Here is a 20,518-nt window from a genome sequence, read left to right on the forward strand (position 1 = left end):
TGTCCCCTGTCACAGTCGTGTCCATCGGCCGGGGGTCACCAGCACCATGCGCTCAGTTCCACGTCTACGGGGTCGGCTCGCCGGAACCATCTCGCTGCTGACTGCCGCCGTCGTCGTCGCCACGACCGGCGTCAGCGCCGCGGCACCGAGTCCTGCTCCTACCGCGCAGAACTCGGTGTACGCACTTGCGAACGGTTGCTTCGCGCTGCGCACCGAGTCTGGTGATTTCGTCCGTCGTGACGGGTCGGCGTACCTCACCGACGTAACGAAAGCCGCAGACGCCGAACCGTTCCGGCTACATGCGGCCCAGTTGGGTCGTTTCATGCTGTACGGCCCGGACGGGTCGATGCTCTCGCACGACGGCGCGGACTCGGTACTCGCCACTTCCGAAGCAACTCCCTCCACCGACTGGACAGTGATGTCCACCGGTGAATCGTTCGTTCTGACCGCGACCTCGAACGGCCGTCAACTGATCTCGCGCGACTTGACGCTCACGATGTCCGATCCCGGTGATGTTCCCGAATCTGCGTTCACGCTGATCCCGCGCGACGGCTGCTCCGACTTCCCCGAAGCGGAGGTGGGCGCAAACGGCGTTCCAGGAGAAATCGGACCGAACGGTGAAGTCACCGGATTCATCGACACACACGTGCACATGAATGCTTCCGAGTTCATGGGCGGAAACCTGCACTGCGGCCGACCTTTCGATCCTCAGGGCGTCACCGCAGCGCTCGTCGACTGCCCGGACCATCAACCCGACGGGATACCGGCGCTCCTCGAAAACGTTCTGTCGTACGGCAATCCCTTCGAAACTCACGACACCACCGGCTGGCCGAGTTTCGCCGACTGGCCGGCGCACGATTCACTGACGCACGAGCAGACGTACTACAAGTGGGTCGAGCGCGCCTGGCGTGGTGGTCTGCGAATCTTCACCAATCTCTTTGTCGCCAACCGTGTGCTGTGTGAGCTGTATCCGAGCAAGCGAAATCCCTGTGACGAGATGGAGACCGTCCGGATCCAGGCGCAGCAGACACGCGAACTCCAGGACTACATCGACGCCCAGTACGGCGGTCCCGGCCGGGGTTGGTTCCGCATCGTGAGCTCCCCTGAACAGGCCAGGCAGGTGGCCGCCGACGGAAAGCTGGCCGTCACCCTCGGGGTGGAGGTGTCCGAACCCTTCGGTTGCTCTGTGCGCAACGGTATTCCGCAGTGCACCGAGGACGACATCGACCGCGGCCTGGACGAGTTGTACGACCTCGGTGTTCGGCAGATGATCGTCACGCACAAGTTCGACAACGCCCTCGGCGGTGCCCGTTTCGACGGCGGCGTCACCGGAGTGGCCGTCAATATCGGCAACTACCTGGGCACCGGGGAGTTCTGGCAATCGGAACCATGCACCGGCGTTGCCGAGGACAATGTGCTGCCCACCAAGGTCGACGGCGCACAGAATCTTCTCGCGGTACTCCCACCCGGAGTGACGCTTCCGGTGTACCCCTCTGGTCCGCAATGCAATTCGCACGGCCTGACCGACCTCGGCGCATACACGATCCGAGGTTTGATGGACCGAGGGATGATCGTGGACATCGATCACATGAGCGTCAAGACCGCCGAAGAAGCCCTCGACATTCTCGAAGCAGCGAACTATTCCGGTGTTGTTTCCAGTCACAGCTGGAGCGACCCGAGCCTCTACAAGCGGATCTACGCGCTCGGCGGATTTGTCGCCCTGTACGCCGGGCAACTGGACGCATCGGACGACAAGCCCGAGGAGCGTGGGTTCATCGACCAGTGGCGCGACGCACGGGCAATGCGAAGCGAGAACTACTACTTCGGTTTCGGCTACGGCGCAGACACCAACGGCTTCGGGCCGCAGGCCGCACCGCGCGGTGACGCCGCCGAAAATCCGCTCCAATATCCGTACACCGCCTTCGACGGCACCGTCATGGACCAGCAGCGCGCCGGCACCAGGGTTTTCGACGTGAACACCGACGGCGTTGCCCAGTACGGGATGATTCCCGACTGGATCGCGGACATGCGTATTGCTGCGGGCGCCGACGGTGACACAATCATCGAGGACATGAGCCGTGGCGCCGAGGCTTACCTGCAGATGTGGGAGCGCGCGCGAAACTAGCTACGCTGGTGGACGGCTCCCGGGAGATCGGGGGCCGGTCCTAGATCGTCCGGCACCACCCGAAGGATTTTTTCGTGGCTGACTTCCAGTTCACCGTCGACAAGGCCCACGCCAAGTCGGTCAACGACACACTGGCCGACGTACGCCGCCTGCAGATTTCTGCGGTGATCTTCGCGATCGTCCTCGCCGCGGTCGGAGCCTGGCTGATCAGCATGGGTGAGGTGTGGTCCATCATCATCGGCGCGGTCCTCGCCATCGGTGCGGCCAGTTCACTGTGGGTCGCCTTGTGGGCACCTCGCAAGGTGGGAAGCGTCGAATCTCTGTATGCGGACAACCCACTGGTTCCCGCGATCGTCACCGAGGTTCACCCTCGAGCGGCGACCCTGACGGCACTGATCGACATCGCGAAGCCGGCGGCCGGAGCACCGAAGTACGCGCTCGTCAGCCGCAACGTTCGACTCAATCCGAAGTGGCGAGTCGGCGACCGCATTCCGTCGGTGGCACTGCGTTCGGATCGTTCCACCCGCAGCAAGGCTGACACGTGGCAGATGGTCAGCCCCATGCCGATCGAGTGGGGAACCAAGGACTCGGCAGTGCTGGCACGCGCGATCGCAGCTGTCAGTGCGAGCGAGTGGAACTTCCTGCAGAGCCGGATCCCCGACTCCGAAGAAGTTCGCACCCACCCCGATCGCCGGGTTCTGATCAACCCGGCCGATCTTCCTGACTCCCTGCGCTAGCCCTAACGGTTACGCGAGCGCGGGCAGCACTTCCTTCTCGAACATCTCGATTCCCGACGTGTCGTACGCGGCCTCGGGGAAGTAGAAGATTCCGTACTCGAGTCCCTGCGCCTTGAGCGCCGACAGGTTCTCGATGATCTGCTCGGGTGTACCGACGGCAGGCATTCCGCGGAATGCATCGAGCGACGCATCGGCGGCAGCTTCGCCGACCAACGGCGTCAGTCTGTCCTTCAGTGTCTCCAACCGCTGAGCCACCTCGGCTTCCGTCGCGCCGATGGCCACGTTGTAGTTGGCCGAACGGACGATGGCATCGAAATCGGTACCGACGGTGTCGCAGTGCTTCTTCAGGATCTCGGACTTGTGCGCGAAGCCGGCCGGGGTGCCGTCGAAGTTTGTGTACTGCGCGTACTTGGCCGCGATCTTGAGTGTGACCTTCTCGCCGCCACCGGCAACCCAGATGGGAATTCCGCCCTCTTGCAACGGAAGTGGACGGCACAGCGCTCCGTCGACCTGGTAGTACTTGCCGTCGAGCGTCGAGCTGCCGGTCGACCACGCCTGCTGCATGATCTGGATTCCTTCGTCGAGGCGGCCCAGACGCTCACCGGCAGAGGGGAAACCGTAGCCGTACGCGCGCCACTCCTGCTCGTACCAACCGCCGCCGATGCCCATCTCGACGCGTCCACCCGTGATCAGGTCGGTGGTCGCGGCGACCTTGGCGAGGTACGCCGGGTTTCGGTAGCTCATGGCGGTACACATCTGGCCGAGTCGGATACGCGAGGTCGACGCACCGAGTGCGGCCATCAACGTCCACGCCTCGTGAGTCGCTTCTTCCGTCGGCTGGGGAACGGTGTGGAAGTGGTCGTAGACCCACACCGACTCCCACGGCCCTGCCTCCGCGCGCAGCGTGAAGTCTCGCATCACCTCCCACTGCTTCGCGGGGTCGATGCCGACCAGGTCCAGACGCCAGCCTTGAGGTACGAACAGTCCGAATCGCATGTAGCGAGCCTACCTACAGTTTCCCGACGCGCGACCGGGGTGACACCTGCGGAGAATAGACCGGAATGAAGCGGAACATCATCGCCGCGCCGGCGAACGAAGTCGCGCCCAGTGCGGCAAATGCCCACCCGAGCGGGAACACCGCGGCGAGAAGACCGATCGCGAGCGGCCCACCGAACATGCCCGTGTCGTGCGTCAATCGCCATGCAGCGAGGAACTCGGCGCGCTCTTCGGGTGGGGCGATATCAGCGCCGAGAGTCATGATCACGCCGTTGCCCAGTCCGTTGCCGATCCCCATCACGACAGCGACCACGGTCAATCCCACTGCGCCCGTCGAAAACGGCAACATCAGGTACGACACACCGATCACCGTCAGCGAAGGCACCGCGACCAACCTACGTCCGTATCGGTCCATGATGTGTCCGGCTGGATACGAGCACAGCAGGTCCACCGCCGCACCGATACCGAAGATCACACTCACCTGGGCTGCATCCAACCCGAGGTGTAATGCCCACAATGGAAGAACGGCCTCACGCGAAGCACGGGCGGCGCCCATCAGAAGGGAGCCTGTCCCGAGCGTCGAAAGAGCGGCACGATGACGGCGAAGGATCTCCGGGAGGGTGACGTGCCCGTGATCGCTGTTGCCCGCCTGCACCTTTCGTGGCGGGTCGGGAACGCGGGCCATCAGCGCCCCGGCGAGCACGACGCCCACCAACTGGACGAGGAATCCTCCGCGCGCTCCCACCAGGAGAATCACGCCGGCACCGATGAGCGGTCCCAGGAAGAACCCCAACCGCCACATCGCGGCGAACGACGACATTGCTCGGGCCCGAAGACCGAGTGGCACGGTCTCGGCGAGGTAGCTCTGCCGCGCAAGGCCCCACACCGCATTCGCCAGTCCGGTCAACAGTGCGCCGATACCGAGCATCCACGGAGTCTGTGCAAGCAGACAGATCACCACTCCTGTTGCACCCAAAGAACTTCCGCCGATGATCGATCTACGCTCACCGAAACGCGACACTATCCGGCCGGCAGGGAGGTCACCGAGTACGGCACCCAAGCCACCGAGCGCAACGATCAGGCCGGCGACGGCGACCGATGCACCCAGGTCGCGCGCGGTGACGGCCATGATGGGGGCAGCCGCACCCTGACCGATCCCGAAGATGGCCGCCGGCACGAAAACCGTTGTGACCAGTGGCTTGAGTCCGGCGATCGCCGGCTGTTCCTTGGGCAGTGTTTCCGTCACGCGCTCACTTCTGCCGCGTCAGCGGCCCGCGAGAACCGGTTCGCCGGACGATCGAGGCCGTAGTGGCCCCGCAGGGTCGATTCGGTGTACTCGGTTCGGAAGAGCCCACGCGCCTGCAGAATCGGCACGACCCGGTCGACGAACACCTCGAGCCCTCCGGGCAGATAGGGCGGCATGATGTTGAAGCCGTCCGCTGCGCCCTTGTCGAACCATTCGGTCAACTCGTCCGCGACCTGCTCCGGTGTCCCGGCAAATGTCCGATGCCCGCGGCCACCGCCGAGTTTGCCGATCAATTCACGGACGGTGAGGTTTTCGCTCTCTGCAAGATCTTTGACGAGCTGGTATCGACTCTTGTTCCCTTGGATGCGATCGATGTCCGGCAACGGTGGCAGCGGGGCATCCAGAGAATGCTCGGTGAGATCGACACCCACCATGTTCGAGAGCTGGCGCAGCGAATACTCCGGAGAGATCAGGTCCGTGAACGACTGCTCCAGAGCCTTCGCTTCTTCTTCCGTATCCGCGATGAAGGGCACGATGCCCGGCAGCACCTTGATCTCGTCGGGACTACGCCCGTACTTGATCAGCCTCGCTTTGAGATCGTTGTAGAAATCCTGCCCCTGCTCGAGTGTTCGTTGAGCGGTGAACACGGCTTCGGCATACCTCGCCGCGAAATCCTTACCGCTCTCGGAGGAACCGGCCTGTACAAGCAGCGGACGTCCCTGTGGAGACCTCGGCGAATTGAGCGGGCCAGCCACCGTGAATCGTTGACCGTCATGGTCGATGCGATGGACACGATCAGGATCGGCGAAGATTCCGGTCTCTTCGTCCAGGACAACTGCCCCCTCTTCCCAGCTGTCCCAGAGTCCGAGCGTCACGTCGAGAAACTCCTCGGCGCGCTCGTAACGACCGCTGTGCGTCGGTACCGCATCGAGGCCGAAGTTCGCGGCCTCGTCGGCGCCGGCCGACGTCACGATGTTCCACCCGCCTCGTCCGCCACTGATGTGATCGAGGGAAGCGAACTTCCTTGCAAGAGTGTACGGATCGCTGTAACTGGTCGACGCGGTTGCAATCAACCCCACCTTCTCGGTGGCCGCAGCGATCGCCGACAGCAAGGTGACGGGTTCGAAGATCGCCTGAGTGTTGTATTTGACCCGCGGGCCGACTGCTAGACCGTCGGCGAAGAACACCGAGTCCAGCTTGCCACGCTCGGCGATTCTCCCCAGTTCCTGGAAGTGCTTGACGTCCAGAAGGTTGGCCGCATTTGTGCGTGGGTGGCGCCACGCCGCCTCATGATGGCCGACGCCCATCAGGAAGGCGTTCAGATGAAATTGTCGTTCGGACATGAGTTCGCAGAATCTTTCCGTGAAAGTGTGGTCAGGTGGTGACGCGCCAGCGCGAGAGCCGACGTTCGATCAGGACCAGAATCGCGTTGATTGTCAGACCCAACAACGAGATCGCGACGATGCCCGCATACATGTTCGGGATCTGGAAGTTGAGTTGGGAAGCGGTGATCAGATACCCGAGACCGGCTTTGGCCCCGACCATTTCGGCGGCGATCAGCACGAGAATCGACGACGCGGCGGCCATGCGGATACCCGTGAAGATCGTGGGAACCGCGGCGGGCAGAACCACCTTCTGGAACAGCCGAATCGAGGAGAACCCCAGCGAGGCAGCGGACTTGATCAGCAGGGGGTCCACTGTTCGCACACCGGAGATCGTGTTGAGCAGAATCGGGAAGGTGCAGGCGTAGATCACCAGGGCGATCTTCGATTCCTCACCGATTCCGAGAATCAGCACGAAGACGGGTAGCAGAGCCAAGGCTGCTGTGTTGCGGAACAATTCGAGAATCGGGTTGAGGAAGTCGGAGACCGGGCGGTACCAGGCGATCGCGATTCCCAACGGAATCGCGATCGCAATGGCCACGAAGAATCCGGTCAGGGCACGCGTCAGACTGGCCGAAACATGCTCTTGCAATTGTCCGTTCTCGGCGAGAGTGAAGAATGCGGACACAACTTCGGTGAAAGGCGGGAGGAAGACCTTGTCCACCAGCCCGAGCCGAGGTGCCGCTTCCCAGATCCCGAGGAAGATCGCGATCGCAATCGACGGCTTGGCAATCCGCCAGGCGGTGGAACCAATGTATCGCGCCGCCTTGCCGCCGGCCTGGCTCCGCTGCGCAATGTCAGGTGTTTTGTCGGCCAACGGTTTCGGGGTGGCGACCACCTCCGGCGTCGCCAATGCGCTAGACATGTGCAACCTCCTTGGCAGGATCGAGTTCGCCGGCCCGAGCGCGCTCGACTTCACCGTGCAGCAGCGTCCAGATCCGGTGCCGGAACACACGGAACTCCTCACCTGATCGCACGTCGTCGCCGGACCGGTCGATGTCGATGTCGACGATCGTCTTGACGCGCCCCGGCCTCGAAGTCAGTACTGCAACACGTTGCCCGAGGTAGATGGCCTCGTCGATTCCGTGGGTGATGAACAGGATGGTCTTGCCGGTGGCCTTCCAGATGCGCAGAAGCTCGTCCTGCAGCGACTCTCGCGTCTGTGCGTCCAGCGCTGCAAATGGTTCGTCCATCAGCAACACTTCGGGATCGAAGGCCAAGCTGCGGGCGATCGCGACTCGCTGCTTCATTCCACCGGACAACTCGTGCGGATAGCGATCCGCGAAACCTTGCAGACCGACCAGTTCGAGGTAATGCTCGGCGAGCTCGCGCCGTTCGCTCTTCTTCACGCCCTTCGCTTCGAGTCCGAACTCGATATTGTGACGTGCAGTTCGCCATGGAAGTAGCGCGTATTGCTGGAAGACGATTCCCCGATCCAAGCCTGGGCCCGTGATCTGCTTGCCGTCCAGAAGGATTCGACCAGAAGTGGGCGAACTGAGTCCTCCGAGGAGGTCCAGCAGAGTCGACTTGCCGCAACCACTCGGCCCGACGAGGACCAGGAACTCCCCCGGCGCCACGTCGATGTTGATGTCCTCGACCGCGGTGAAAACTTCGTCGGTCCCACGAATGTCGAACTGTTTGGTGACGTGCTCGAGCCGTAGTTTCGGTTCTGTGCTCATTTTGCTGCCTCCAGTGCCTGTCCGTCAGCGCCGCTGTCGGGTGAATACGTTCCGTTGGCGTACGGGTTGAATTCGTTGGTGTAGATGTCCGACGGCTTCAACTTTCCTTCTTCGAGTTCACCGTTACGGGTGAGCCAGTCGATCCACGTGCTGATCTCGGTATCGGTGATCGTTCCGCCGGGACCGGCGACTCCTGGGCTCTTCCAGTAACTGATGAGCTTGGTGTCCTCGTTGCGTCCGCGGCTGTTGATGATCGACGTCAGCTTCGCGATCACTTCTTCTCGTGGGTGCGTCTGCGTCCAGCGGATGGCCCTCGCTGTTCCCTGTACGAAATCGGCGACCGCCTCCTTGTTCTGCGCGATGTAATCGTCACGGAACACCAACGTGCCGTAGGTGAACGAGCCGAACAGCGATTCGTCGGTGAACAGCTCGCGAAGACCACCGCGTTCGAGCGCTGAGTCACGGAAGACCGAGCCGAGGGTGGCGACATCGATCTGTCCCTGCCGCAGCGCCTGTTCCGTGTTGACCGGCGGAACGACGATCAATTCAACCTGCTTGATCTCGTCAGGCGTAAGTCCCTGCCGCGCAAGCCATTCACGGACGACGAACTCGTGGTGCGCACCAAGGGTGTTCATCCCGACCTTCTTGCCGATCAAGTCCTTCGCCGACTTGATCGGACTGTCGTCGAGTACGTAGTACCCGTTGAAGCTCTCCTTGTCGGAGCCGTAGTACCCGATGACCGAGGTGATCGGTGAACCCGCGGAAGCCAACTTCACCACCGCACCGTTGAACGCTCCGCCGAACTCGGTTTGACCGGTCGCTGCGTTCTGAATGCTCTGAGGGCCGCTGGTCGTATCGCCGATCCAGTTGAGCTCCACGTCGTTGAAGTAACCGAGGTCAGCGGCCAGTTCGGGGTAGATGACCTGTCCGGTGCTGCCCTCGTACCGCAGGACGGTCTTGCCGTCGGCGGTCTTGACGACTTCGTCGGAGGAGCCCGAGCAGGCAACGGCAAGGCTGGACAGAGTGACAAAGGCGACGGCCGCGGCTACCGAGCGCGCGAAACGAGGGCGAATCATGAAGTTGCTTCCTGTAGAAGATGATTGGTTCAGTTCTCGGCTACACCTGTCCGGAGCGCCGTGTGCGGCGCTCGGCACAGGCAGGTGTGGGGAATGTCAGTTCAACGACAACAGTTGAGCGACATGAGCGGGAAAGACCGAAACACGTGAGACTCCAATGAATGTGAAGACAGAATCGAGCCGTTAGCAGTGCCGAAACCATACGTCGGCACCCACTACCTGGGTCAACGGTTACATTCATGCCGGATTTAATGTGTGAGGTCCGTATCATGAGGGCATGCTTTCGCCGACGACTGCGCAGGACTTCGAGCAACACCGTGGCCACCTGACGTCGGTGGCCTACCGTCTCACCGGAAGTTTCAGCGACGCTCAGGATGCGGTGCAGGAGGCATGGATACGCTTGCAAGTCGCACAATCGAGACAAGGAAGCGACCTCGAGATCCGGGAGCTGCGCGGATGGCTCACCACTGTTGTCGGTCGGATCTGCCTCGATCATCTCAAATCGGCCGCAGTCAGAAGAGAAAGCTATGTCGGACAGTGGCTTCCGGAGCCGATCGTCACGCCCGTCGACGCCACCGCGGGCACACCCTCAGCGACACCCGATCCGCTGGAGTACGTCGTGACGCAGGAACAGAATCGTTTTGCTGCCCTCGTCGTCCTGGACACCCTTACTCCCGCTCAACGCGTTGCTTTCGTCCTGCATGACGGCTTCGACGTGCCCTTCGCCGAGGTTGCGCGCATCCTCGACATCGAAGTAGCCACTGCCCGTCAGTTGGCCTCGCGGGCCCGTAAAGCCGCAGCGTCGGCGCCGGTCCCGGTCAGTAGCGAGGAGCATGCTGCCGCCGTCGAGCGATTGGTGACGGCTATCGCGAGTGGAGATCTGAACGCCGTGATCGATGCACTCGATCCCGATGCCGTCCTGATCGGTGACGCAGGCGGAACGACCCGCACGGCTGTCAACATTGTGCGCGGCAGCGATCGTGTGGCGCGGTTCTACCTGGGATTGGCCCGCAAGTACGGACCGGCAGCGGTGTTCTCGATGTCACCGGTTCTCGTCAACGGACGGCTCGGCGGTGTATTCGCCGGCTCACCAGGGGATGACCAGTACCCGCAGTTCGCCGCTCGCGTTGCCGGCTTCACTGTCCGCGACGGAGTTGTGTGCGCAGCCTACGATATTGCGAATCCAGCCAAGTTCAGCGCTGTGCCGATGCTCGATCACACCGAACCCGAACGCAAGTAGCGAGACTCCCATTCCTCGAGGTGTGATCTGGACACCTGCGTTCCGAACCACAGTCGGTGCAGTACATCCGATCCCAGATGATGCAATTCGGTGTGCGTCCTCCACTGCTGCGACGCCCACTCGGGTTCGTTGTGGGCGGCGTCGATCCCGGCCATCGCGCTACCTCGTAGTTCGAAGTCCAGGTCCCGTCGAAGCTCCGAAAGCTCCGACCAATTCACCTGTGGTGCATAGTGCCTCGCGCGAATTTCGGTCAGTAGCTTGAACAGGACACTACCCGCCCGTTCGTCGACCCAGATCAGAGTGCGTCGATGCGCACCGCGCCCCACCGTCCACAGGACCACCAACGCCACGACGACGCCGATTGCCGTCTCGAGCATGCGGCTGAGGATCAGATGTTGGACGGTCCCGTGCGCACCACCGGCCGCGCCGAGGAGAATCGCGAGGGCGGTGATGAAGATGACGGCTATCCCGTAATTCCGCACCAGGAACAGCTCGATCCCGGCCATCAGGACTGCAAGTACCGCCACCAACCACAGACCGGTCGGACTCCAGGCGTAGATGGCACCCAACAGAATCAACCCGAGGACGGTTCCGCCGATGCGGTGAATTCCGCGATAGGTGCCCAGTATTCGATCCGGTCCTTGATGAAGGACCATCGCCGCGGCGATCACCGCCCAGTCCGGGCGATCGATGCCGAGCAGGACGGTGAGGGTTCCCGCGGCCATGCAGGCAATGGACAGCCGAAGTGCCGTGACCGACGCTCGGCTGGACGGATTGCAGGCGCGGAGGAACCGATATCGGATCGTCGGATCGGGCAGAGGCGGGTGGGCCCCGACCTCGTCGACGTCGAACGCGGGGTCCGCCCTGAGCTCCGGATCGTGGTCGTCGGAGATCGCTCTGGCCATCGAGATCTGCGCTCGTTCGAGTTCACGGGTCAACGGGTGGTCTTTCCCGACGATTGCGCCGCGGTAAAGGCACTGCCACGCGTCGTGCAGCCGAAGTGCTGCAGCGTGGCGTTTGTCTCGCGTGAGTTCGGGTGGGGCGTACGCCGCCTGAGCGTCCGTGTACTCCGCAACTGCCGAGACGGCTGCCTGTACAGCGCTGCGTTCGACAGCTCTCGGTGCCCACAGGATTCCCGTCATCGAGACGACCACCGCGTTGATCCCACCGATTGCCGTCCACATCGCGACCTCGACCGGCGGCTGGCCGGGAGTGGCGATCACGGAGCTGATCTCGGTGGTGAGCAACAGAAAGAACGCGCCCGGTGGACCCAATCGAAGCGCGTCGACGGTGAAGGCGCAGGTCGACACCACGACGGCCATGATCAGCACGACAAAGACGAGCAGCACCGTCGGCGCTCCCTCGGCGATGGCTCGGTGGACGGGCTCACCCACTGATGCCCCGATGAAGGACAGGATCGTCAGCGCCGTCGCGGCGATACCGACTGCCTTCCACCTGCTCCGGTACGGACGACCCTCACCGTAGATCGATGCAAATGCGCCGAGGCCGACCAGGAGCGACGCAGACCCGAATCCGAGCAGTGTGGCGATGGCCGCCGGAATCGCCAGGGCGAGGGCGACGCGAACTGCTCCGGGGTACCGGTTTCCCACCGGTGGCAATCCGAACAGGACGCTGCGCGCCGGCCGCGGAGCCGGGAGGTTGGACTCGTGACCCGCTGATGTTTCTTCGGGGTCCACTGCCCATCCTTCGCGCCGGCCTGTTCGTGTCTGTGTCGTCCCATTCTTGCGGGCGGCCGACGTGGAATTCGAGGCGGGTCCGGAGGTCGATTCGACCACCCCGTTATTGACACTCTGTCAACAGTGTGGATGATAGGTGGAGTCGGATCCGCTCGCGGGTCGCACTTCATCGATCGGGAGAATCACGATGACGCAAGGATCTACCGCAACCCGAACCACCGAACGCCGGTCCCCGTGGATGGACGACGAATTGGAGGCCGTGGCCGACCTGGCAAGGAACTTCTTCGCCAAACACGTCACACCGCATCAGAAACGCTTCGCGTCCCAGGGTTTTCCCGACAAATCCGCATATCGGGAACTCGGGACGCTCGGGCTCGCCGGCATGTCGATCCCCACCGAGTACGGCGGCGGAGGAGGAACGTTTGCGCACGACGCCGTGCTGTTCCACGAGCAGGTCATGGCGGGTGATCATTCACTCCAACTCGGCGTGCACTCGGGAATCGTGCCGCACTACCTCAATGCCTACGCCGATCACGAGCACAAACTGCGCTGGCTACCGAAGCTGGTGAGTGGCGAGTGGGTGGGCGCAATCGCCATGACCGAGCCCGGCACCGGATCCGACTTGCAGAACATCACCACCCGCGCCGTCCGCGACGGTGACGACTATCTGATCAGCGGCGCAAAGACATTCATCTCGAACGGTCGCAATTGTGATCTGGTGATCATTGCCGCCAAGACCGATCCCGGTCTCGGAGCGCGTGGAGTGTCGCTCATCGTGGCCGAGGTCGATGACAACACACCAGGTTTCGAGCGCGGGCGAATACTCGAGAAGGTCGGACAGAAGGGCCAGGACACCACCGAGCTGTTCTTCGACCGCTTGCGGGTGCCTGCAACAAACCTGCTCGGGGACCGCGAAGGCACAGGGTTTGCCCAGCTGATGCAGCAGCTACTGCCCGAACGATTGATCTGTGGGGTTGCAGCCACTGCGGCAATGGAGCGTGCAGTCGCCCTCACCGTCGAGTACACCAAATCCCGAAACATGTTCGGGCAAACGCTCTTCGATCTGCAGAACACCCGCTTCGAACTTGCCGAGTGTGCGTCCATCGCTCGTATCTCACGAACGTTCATCGACGACTGCATCGTCAAATACCTTGCCGGGCAACTCGATGCGACTACCGCCGCGATGGCCAAGTACTGGCTCACCGACCAGCAGTGCGCCGTGATCGACCGCTGCGTGCAACTACACGGCGGGTACGGCTACATACTCGAATATCCCATCGCTCAGATGTACGCCGACGCTCGTATTCAGCGAATCTACGCCGGATCGAACGAAGTCATGAAGGACCTCGTGGCGAGATCACTCTGAGCAATCAGGAATCCGCCTCGCACGCCGGCAGAACGTCACGCACGATGGCGAGCAAACTGCGTACCAGCAGAAGGTGCACCTGTTCGCGGTCGAGCGCTCCCGTCACCAACCACTGCTTACTGGCGGCCTTCGCCAATCCTCCGTACGCCACGATCATCGAATGAACAGCAGCCTCGCTGCCTTCACTCGGTCGAATCTCGAGCGCATCCATCATCCGTCGCGCAGCAACGTCGTCAGCGTCCTGCAGGATCCGATCCATCTCGGGATCACGGCGGAGGTCGTCGGACATGACTGTCGAGATCCACATGTCGCGATGACGCCAGGCGACGTCGAGCCACCGATCGATCACGGCGCCGATCCGCTTCTCCTGGCTCGCCGATCGCGGAATGCGGTCCACCGCCACTTCGGGAATGAAGACGAATCGCCGCACGACGTCGAGGTACAACTCCCGCTTGGAGCCGAAGTAATGATTGAGCAGCGGACGACCGACCCCGGCCGCCTTGGCCAACTCGGTCATCGAGACGTCGGCAAAAGACTTCTCCTCGAAAACCTTTGCCGCGCTGACAATGATCTGCTCACGCCGGTCTTCAGGACCGAGACGCTTTCCGCCTGTGGCCGACGCGGACGTCATTCTTTTCTCGCGGGCGTGCTGTCGACCGTCGCCTGCGCTTCGACCATGAGCGAAATGTGTTCCACCAAACGCTTTCGAGAGATCTTGGAGGACGGGGTGTGCGCCTGATAGATGAACGCGAGGGCACCGAACAGCCCCACCGAATTGAGTTCGGAGTTCGCGGAGTCGGTTGCCTCGCCGCCGTACATCAGCTCGAGCGACGCGGAGATCGGATTGGTGAACTCCGCCATCAATTCTCGCCCTCGATCCCACAGCGCAGGTTCCGCCTGGGATTCGACGAACATGATGCGTCCACGGCGCGGATCCTTGAATACGTAGGTGGTGAAGGCCTTCACCACGTGACGGATCAGGGCCGACGGTTCGGAAGGCGCCGCCTCGAGAGCGTCCAGAATAGTGTCGCGTGCCCCGAGAACGACCTCGTCGAGCACGGCGACCAGCAGTTCGTCACGATTGGCGAAGCTCTCGTAGAAGTACCGTTCGGTCAGCGCAGCCTCGCGGCAGGTCGCACGCATGGTCGCGGCTGCCGCACCCTCGGTGCCCATGATCTGCAACCCGGCTTCGATCAGCTGTGCCCGGCGCGCGGCGCGGCGATCTTCTGGTTCCTGCCCACGCCACCTGCGCGGGCCGGTGCGCCGAGCCTCGGTATCCGTCATGTCCCCATGTTCTCACTGACCGGCAGTGCTCTCGACCTCAGGTTATCGCGGCGACCTCGGCAAGCGAACTGACATCGCACGATGTCAATCAATTCAATTCTGACATCAATCGCTGTTGACATCACTTGATGTCAGACTTACTCTTCGTTCAGTTGTTCACGCACCAATCAGGAGGCGTCACACATGGTCGACATCGACCCAACCTCGGGGCCATCGGCCGGTGACGAGGAAACTCGAACTCGCCGAACACGAGTCGTCGTCATCGGAGCCGGTTTCGGCGGCATCGGAACGGCTGTCCGCTTGAAGCAGTCCGGGATCGACGACTTCGTCGTTCTGGAACGTGCTGCGGAGCCCGGGGGGACCTGGCAGGTCAATACCTACCCCGGTGCACAGTGCGACATCCCGTCGATTCTGTACTCGTTCTCGTTTGCGCCCAATCCGAACTGGACGCGGCTGTATCCGCTACAGCCCGAGATCTACGACTATCTCCGGGATTGCGTCCGCCGCTTCGGACTGGCCGGTCATTTCCACTGCAACCAGGACGTGACAGAAGCTTCGTGGGACGAGCAAGCCCAGATCTGGCGGGTACACACTGCGGAAACCGTCTGGGAGGCACAGTTCCTGGTCGCGGCCACCGGCCCGTTCAGTGCCCCCGCCACACCCGACCTTCCCGGGCTCGAATCGTTTCGTGGTCAGATGTTCCACACCGCGGACTGGAACCACGACCACGACCTTCGCGGTGAGCGGATAGCCGTGGTCGGCACCGGCGCCTCTGCGGTGCAGATCATCCCCAGACTGCAACCGCTCGCGGACACGTTGACCGTGTTCCAGCGGACACCGACGTGGATCCTGCCGCATCCGGATCAGCCGATGACCGGCTGGCCAAGCGCTCTCTTCGAGCGGGTGCCGCTCACCCAACGACTGGCACGCAAGGGACTCGACCTGCTTCAAGAAGCCCTGGTACCCGGATTCGTGTACAAGCCGTCACTGCTCAAAGGGCTGGCCGCACTCGGCCGAGCACACCTTCGCCGGCAGGTGCGGGACCCGGAGCTTCGCGCAAAGCTGCTCCCCCACTACGCATTCGGATGCAAGCGTCCGACGTTCTCGAACACCTACTATCCCGCGCTGGCGTCACCCAATGTGGAGGTGGTGACGGACGGAATCGTCGAGGTGCAGGAGCGCGGAGTTCTCACCGCGGACGGCGCCTTCCGGGAAGTCGACACCATAGTCATGGGAACCGGCTTTCGGATGGGAGACAACCCGTCGTTCGACATCATCCGAGGCCAGGACGGCCGCAGCCTCGCACAGACGTGGAACGGCAGTGCCGAGGCCTTCCTCGGCACCACTATCAGCGGTTTTCCGAACTTCTTCATGATCCTCGGCCCCAATTCCGTGGTCTACACCTCGCAGGTCGTCACGATCGAAGCCCAGGTCGAGTACATCGTGAGCTGCATTCTTCAAATGGACGAGCGCGGCATCGGCAGCATCGACGTCCGCGCTGACGTGCAACGCGAGTTCGTACGCGCGACAGACCGCCGACTCGCCACCAGCGTGTGGAACGCCGGCGGGTGCAGTAGTTACTACCTTGTCGACGGCGGCCGCAACTACACCTTCTATCCCGGATTCAACCGATCATTCCGCGCCAGGACCAAACGAGCCGACCTCGCTCACTACGCGCAGGTACAACCCGTCTCGTCCGCAGCACTCACCACTGCTCGAGAAACCGTGAGGAGCCGATAATGCTCGGCATCAACGCCTTCCGAGGCACACCCGTCGTCGCACCGTCCGGCGCTCGCCGCTACACAGACGAAGCACATGCGATCGCCGCGCGGGACGTCGAATTCGACTGGGACGGCGTACCACTGCATTACGTGCCGAACGAACCGATGGTCACCCACGTCGTCAACTTCATGCATCTCGTGTTGCCCGAGGGAGAGCGGGCCATGTCCGCAACGCTCGCCGAAGCACTCCCGCTCATCGAGGACACCCGCCTGCACGAAGAGGTGGTGGGATTCGTCGGCCAGGAAGCAACACACGCGTCGTCGCACAAAGGTGCACGCGAACATCTTGCGGACCTCGGCATGGACATGAAACCGATGTCACGCCGGATGGACTGGCTCGTGGACAAGATATTGGGCGACAAAGGATTGACCGGAAAAGCCAAGCACGCCTGGCTCTGTGAACGTCTCGGCTTGTTTGCCGCCATGGAGCACTACACGGCGGTGGTCGGGGAATGGCTGCTCACCGATCCCGCCCTCGAAGATGCCGGCATGCACCCGATGATGCTTGACATGGTGAAGTGGCACGGCGCCGAGGAAGTCGAACACCGCAACGTAGCCTTCGACGCCTACATGTACGTGGACGGCAGCTACGCCAGACGCGTTCGCACGGCGCTGCTGGCCAGCTTCACATTGTTCGTGCTGTTCATCGCCTCGATGAACTACCTGTTCCGACAGGACCCGTCCACGACGAAGGGCCGACTGTGGCCTCTCCAACTGATAAGCGCCACCCGTCGTGGCCTGGTACCCAACATGAAATTCCTGATCACCGAGATTCCTCCGTATCTGCGGCCGAGCTTCCATCCTTCCCAGATCGGGGACATGGACGTCGCCATGCGTTACCTCGCTCGCTCGCCTGCCGCCAATCGTTCTTCCGAAGCGAGCGCAGGATGAACAAGACGACTGCCGACAGTTCCCACGACGCACCCGACTTCACACCGACCCGATCGTTGAGGTTTGCCGCGCAAGCCACCGGCGCATACCGCCGAATCTTTGCAGCAAGTCCAGCAGCGCACATACTTTCGCGCCCGAGCCCGGTCCGCTACAGCGGGTTCGACATGACTCTGGACGTGAAGTCCGTCCGGTCAGAGTGCGACGACGTCCTGAGTGTCACCTTGACCCCGAGGGAAGGAATCACCCTTCCGTCGTGGATTCCCGGCGCCCACCTCGACATCTTTCTCCCCTCGGGAAGGCAACGACAGTATTCGCTGTGCGGCGACCCCGACGACTTGTCCTCGTATCGGATCGCCGTCCGGAGGATCGACGAGGGTGGGGGCGGCTCGCGCGAGATACACGAGTCGCTGAAACCCGGCATGGTTGTGGACGTCCGAGGGCCACGCAATGCATTTCCGTTTGTCGCTGCTCCGTCGTACCTCTTTGTTGCGGGCGGAATCGGGATCACTCCGCTCCTTCCCATGGTGCAACGTTGTCACCGCCGCGGAATCCCGTGGCGTTTGGATTATCTCGGACGAACTCGGACGGCCATGCCATTTCTCGACGAGATCGAGGAATACTCCAGCGGCCGGGTAACCATCCGACCGGACGACGAGTTGGGCCCGACGGATATCGAAACACTGGTCGCTGCTGCGGATCCCGGTGCCGCGGTGTACACGTGTGGACCGGCGCCGCTGATGAACATGGTGCGCGCGGCGACCTTCGCCGGCAATCCGACCGGATCGGTGCACAGCGAGAGGTTCTCCCCACTCCCGGTAGTCGACGGCAAGGAGTTCACGGTGCATCTGGCGCGCACCGGTCTCACCGTCGATGTGGGCGAGTCCGAAAGTGCTTTGGCTGCGATACGACGTGCACTTCCCGGAGTCGCGTATTCCTGCCAACAGGGCTTCTGCGGTACGTGCAAGGTTCGGGTGCTCTCGGGGAGCGTCGATCATCGAGACACCTTGCTCACCGAATCCGAACGTGCCGATTCGATGTTGACCTGTCGATCACGTTCCACCGGTGCATCTTTGGTGGTGGACCTGTGAGGGGAAAATTCTCTCTTGCGGCAGCCGACGCAGACTTCGTCCGATCCGCGCCGCTGGTGATCACTCACCGGATCGAATCCGAAGCGACGTGCGAAAGCCTGTGGCAGACGTTGACCTCGGACGGAGCGCTCACGTCGTGGGCGCGCGGGATCACCGGAGCCGACTGGACCTCGGCCAGACCATTCGGCATCGGGACTACCCGAACCGTGCGCGCCGGCGCTTTTGCTGCACTGAACGAGAGATTCTTCCGCTGGGACGAGGGGCACCGAATGACGTTCTACGTGGAGTCGGCGTCACTGCCGGGGTTCAAACGCTTCGCCGAAGATCTGGTGCTGGAACCGACTTCGACAGGCAGCCGCCTCACCTGGACATTCGCCGTACAAGCGCAGCCGTGGTTCGCCCCGATTCTGTCTCTGTCCCGACCGATCCTCGAACGCGTCACTCGCAGCTGGGCCGACGGCGCCGTCCACCACACACTTCAAGGAACTCCACGATGACCGCGACCGAGATCGACACGACCACACAGGCGTCCGACGACACGGTGACACAGGCAGTGCGCGACGCCCGTACTGCTTCCGAGTGGTGGGCAGAACTGACATTCGAGCAACGCGCTCGTCGACTGGATCGGTGGCGTGGAATCATCGCTCGTCGAGCATCCGAACTCGCCGACGTCGTGCACCGGGACATGGGCAAGCCGCACCCTGACGCGATGCTCGAAATCGCCATGGCACTCGAACATCTCGCGTGGGCGTCGAAGAATGCCCGAAAGGTATTGGGCAGGCGCAGCGTCCGCTCCAGTTTGTTGACGGTCAATCAGGCCGCCTCGGTGGAGTATCGACCTCTCGGGGTGATCGGTGTGATCGGTCCGTGGAACTATCCGGTCTTCACCCCACTCGGTTCGCTCTCGTTCTCGCTGGCTGCAGGCAACGCCGTGGTCTACAAGCCGAGTGAGTTCGCGCCGGCAGTCGGGCAATGGTTGGTCCGAGCGTTTGCCGAGGTCGTCCCTGAACATCCTGTGCTGCAAGTTGTCACAGGCGACGGTTCGGTCGGCGCGGCACTGTGCCTGGCCGGTGTCGACAAGATCGGGTTCACCGGATCGACCGCGACGGGCAAGAAAGTCATGGCAGCGTGCGCCGGGACCCTCACACCGGTGTTGATGGAATGTGGCGGTAAGGACGCGCTCGTCCTTGATGCCGACGGAAATGTTGGTGCCGCCGCGGATGCTGCGGTGTGGGGCGCATTGTCCAACTCCGGTCAAACCTGTCTGGGCGTCGAGCGTGTATACGTGCACGAACAGGTCTACGACGAGTTTATCGACAAGACAATCACTTTGGCTGCCCGAATTCATGCGGGTCCGGGGGCCGAAGACAAGATCGGTCCGATCACCATGCCCTCGCAAGTGGCTGTAATCCGGCGCCACATCGACGACGCGGTGTCTCGAGGTGGACGTGTCGTTCTCGGAGGGCTCGGCTCGATCTCCGGCCAGTATGTGCAACCGACCATCATGGTCGACGTCCCCGAAGACAGCCTCGCCGTCACGGAGGAAACTTTCGGCCCGACGATGACGATCACCAAGGTCGCCTCGATGGACGAGGCGGTGGAGTTGGTCAATGCGTCGCCATATGCATTGGGAGCAAGCGTGTTCGGCAAGGATGGAGTGGCTGTTGCCGATCGGCTCCGATCCGGAGGAGCGTCGGTGAACTCTTACGTGATGTATGCCGCGGTTCCCAACCTGCCACTGGGTGGGGTCGGAGCATCTGGTTTCGGACGCGTTCACGGCCCAGATGGTCTGAAGGAGTTCACCTATGCCCGGTCGATGACCAGGCAACGATTCCGTTCGCCCCTACCACTGACGACGTTTCGACGGACCGCCCGAATCGACTGGCTGGTCAAGGTTCTCATCCGCGCGCTACACGGAAGGCACTGAAGC

At 62.5% G+C, this 20,518-nt stretch carries 18 protein-coding genes; 9 read left to right on the forward strand and 9 right to left on the reverse strand.

Translation table 11 applies throughout. From position 1 onward, the window contains the following. Positions 1-46: 46 nt before the first annotated feature. Positions 47-2,125 carry a peptidase gene (locus AC1DVN_RS00315; protein WP_477993083.1) on the forward strand — a complete coding sequence of 693 codons (2,079 nt, stop codon included), beginning with the start codon at positions 47-49 and terminating at the stop codon, positions 2,123-2,125. 74 nt (positions 2,126-2,199) lie between these two features. Then, positions 2,200-2,862, forward strand: coding sequence for a DUF3239 domain-containing protein (locus tag AC1DVN_RS00320; protein ID WP_020970500.1), 663 nt, complete (start codon positions 2,200-2,202; stop codon positions 2,860-2,862). 9 nt (positions 2,863-2,871) lie between these two features. Here AC1DVN_RS00320 and AC1DVN_RS00325 read toward each other — a convergent pair whose 3' ends face one another. From AC1DVN_RS00325 to AC1DVN_RS00350, 6 genes are read right to left on the reverse strand one after another with little or no spacing between them, the layout of a single operon-like run. Continuing rightward, complete coding sequence (locus AC1DVN_RS00325; RefSeq protein ID WP_020970501.1) at positions 2,872-3,858, reverse strand: LLM class F420-dependent oxidoreductase; 987 nt, start codon at positions 3,856-3,858, stop codon at positions 2,872-2,874. 13 nt (positions 3,859-3,871) lie between these two features. Then, positions 3,872-5,104 carry an MFS transporter gene (locus AC1DVN_RS00330; protein ID WP_477993085.1) on the reverse strand — a complete coding sequence of 411 codons (1,233 nt, stop codon included), beginning with the start codon at positions 5,102-5,104 and terminating at the stop codon, positions 3,872-3,874. After that, positions 5,101-6,447: an LLM class flavin-dependent oxidoreductase gene (locus AC1DVN_RS00335; protein ID WP_019744952.1), complete on the reverse strand. Its 1,347-nt coding sequence runs from the start codon at positions 6,445-6,447 to the stop codon at positions 5,101-5,103. The genes AC1DVN_RS00330 and AC1DVN_RS00335 overlap by 4 nt, the downstream gene beginning before the upstream one ends. Before the next feature lie 31 nt (positions 6,448-6,478). Then, a complete protein-coding gene (locus AC1DVN_RS00340; RefSeq protein WP_030535349.1) occupies positions 6,479-7,351 on the reverse strand; it encodes an ABC transporter permease in 873 nt (290 codons plus the stop codon). Continuing rightward, positions 7,344-8,165, reverse strand: a complete 822-nt coding sequence (locus AC1DVN_RS00345) for an ABC transporter ATP-binding protein (RefSeq protein ID WP_003940477.1) — start codon at positions 8,163-8,165, stop codon at positions 7,344-7,346. The genes AC1DVN_RS00340 and AC1DVN_RS00345 overlap by 8 nt, the downstream gene beginning before the upstream one ends. Continuing rightward, positions 8,162-9,241, reverse strand: a complete 1,080-nt coding sequence (locus AC1DVN_RS00350; RefSeq protein WP_019744955.1) for an ABC transporter substrate-binding protein — start codon at positions 9,239-9,241, stop codon at positions 8,162-8,164. The genes AC1DVN_RS00345 and AC1DVN_RS00350 overlap by 4 nt, the downstream gene beginning before the upstream one ends. A 277-nt stretch (positions 9,242-9,518) precedes the next feature. Here AC1DVN_RS00350 and AC1DVN_RS00355 point away from each other — a divergent pair, with 277 nt between their 5' ends. Then, complete coding sequence (locus AC1DVN_RS00355; RefSeq protein ID WP_019744956.1) at positions 9,519-10,481, forward strand: sigma-70 family RNA polymerase sigma factor; 963 nt, start codon at positions 9,519-9,521, stop codon at positions 10,479-10,481. Here the strand turns inward: AC1DVN_RS00355 and AC1DVN_RS00360 are convergent. Then, a complete protein-coding gene (locus AC1DVN_RS00360) occupies positions 10,457-12,178 on the reverse strand; it encodes an FUSC family protein (RefSeq protein ID WP_336503559.1) in 1,722 nt (573 codons plus the stop codon). The genes AC1DVN_RS00355 and AC1DVN_RS00360 overlap by 25 nt on opposite strands. A 187-nt stretch (positions 12,179-12,365) precedes the next feature. Here AC1DVN_RS00360 and AC1DVN_RS00365 point away from each other — a divergent pair, with 187 nt between their 5' ends. Continuing rightward, the gene (locus tag AC1DVN_RS00365) at positions 12,366-13,544 is read left to right on the forward strand and encodes an acyl-CoA dehydrogenase family protein (protein WP_020908816.1); all 1,179 of its coding nucleotides are present in this window, start codon (positions 12,366-12,368) and stop codon (positions 13,542-13,544) included. Positions 13,545-13,548: 4 nt separating this feature from the next. Here AC1DVN_RS00365 and AC1DVN_RS00370 read toward each other — a convergent pair whose 3' ends face one another. Together AC1DVN_RS00370 and AC1DVN_RS00375 are read right to left on the reverse strand one after the other, a co-directional pair. Beyond that, entirely contained in the window at positions 13,549-14,175 is a 627-nt protein-coding gene (locus AC1DVN_RS00370) for a TetR/AcrR family transcriptional regulator (RefSeq protein WP_020970505.1), read from the reverse strand. Continuing rightward, positions 14,172-14,828 (reverse strand): TetR/AcrR family transcriptional regulator, encoded by a 657-nt coding sequence (locus AC1DVN_RS00375; protein WP_070385585.1) that lies wholly within the window; start codon positions 14,826-14,828, stop codon positions 14,172-14,174. The genes AC1DVN_RS00370 and AC1DVN_RS00375 overlap by 4 nt, the downstream gene beginning before the upstream one ends. 183 nt (positions 14,829-15,011) lie before the next feature. Here AC1DVN_RS00375 and AC1DVN_RS00380 point away from each other — a divergent pair, with 183 nt between their 5' ends. The 5 genes from AC1DVN_RS00380 to AC1DVN_RS00400 are packed head-to-tail and all read left to right on the forward strand — an operon-like array spanning position 15,012 to position 20,515. Then, positions 15,012-16,568, forward strand: a complete 1,557-nt coding sequence (locus AC1DVN_RS00380; RefSeq protein WP_279217689.1) for a flavin-containing monooxygenase — start codon at positions 15,012-15,014, stop codon at positions 16,566-16,568. Further along, complete coding sequence (locus AC1DVN_RS00385; RefSeq protein WP_020908819.1) at positions 16,568-17,500, forward strand: metal-dependent hydrolase; 933 nt, start codon at positions 16,568-16,570, stop codon at positions 17,498-17,500. The genes AC1DVN_RS00380 and AC1DVN_RS00385 overlap by 1 nt, the downstream gene beginning before the upstream one ends. After that, complete coding sequence (locus tag AC1DVN_RS00390) at positions 17,497-18,588, forward strand: PDR/VanB family oxidoreductase (RefSeq protein WP_020908820.1); 1,092 nt, start codon at positions 17,497-17,499, stop codon at positions 18,586-18,588. The genes AC1DVN_RS00385 and AC1DVN_RS00390 overlap by 4 nt, the downstream gene beginning before the upstream one ends. Continuing rightward, positions 18,585-19,085, forward strand: a complete 501-nt coding sequence (locus AC1DVN_RS00395) for an SRPBCC family protein (protein ID WP_477993090.1) — start codon at positions 18,585-18,587, stop codon at positions 19,083-19,085. The genes AC1DVN_RS00390 and AC1DVN_RS00395 overlap by 4 nt, the downstream gene beginning before the upstream one ends. Then, entirely contained in the window at positions 19,082-20,515 is a 1,434-nt protein-coding gene (locus tag AC1DVN_RS00400) for an aldehyde dehydrogenase family protein (RefSeq protein WP_477993092.1), read from the forward strand. Before AC1DVN_RS00395 ends, AC1DVN_RS00400 begins: the two co-directional genes overlap by 4 nt. Positions 20,516-20,518 lie beyond the last annotated feature (3 nt).

It is taken from the genome of Rhodococcus sp. P4_E4 (genome assembly GCF_056401575.1).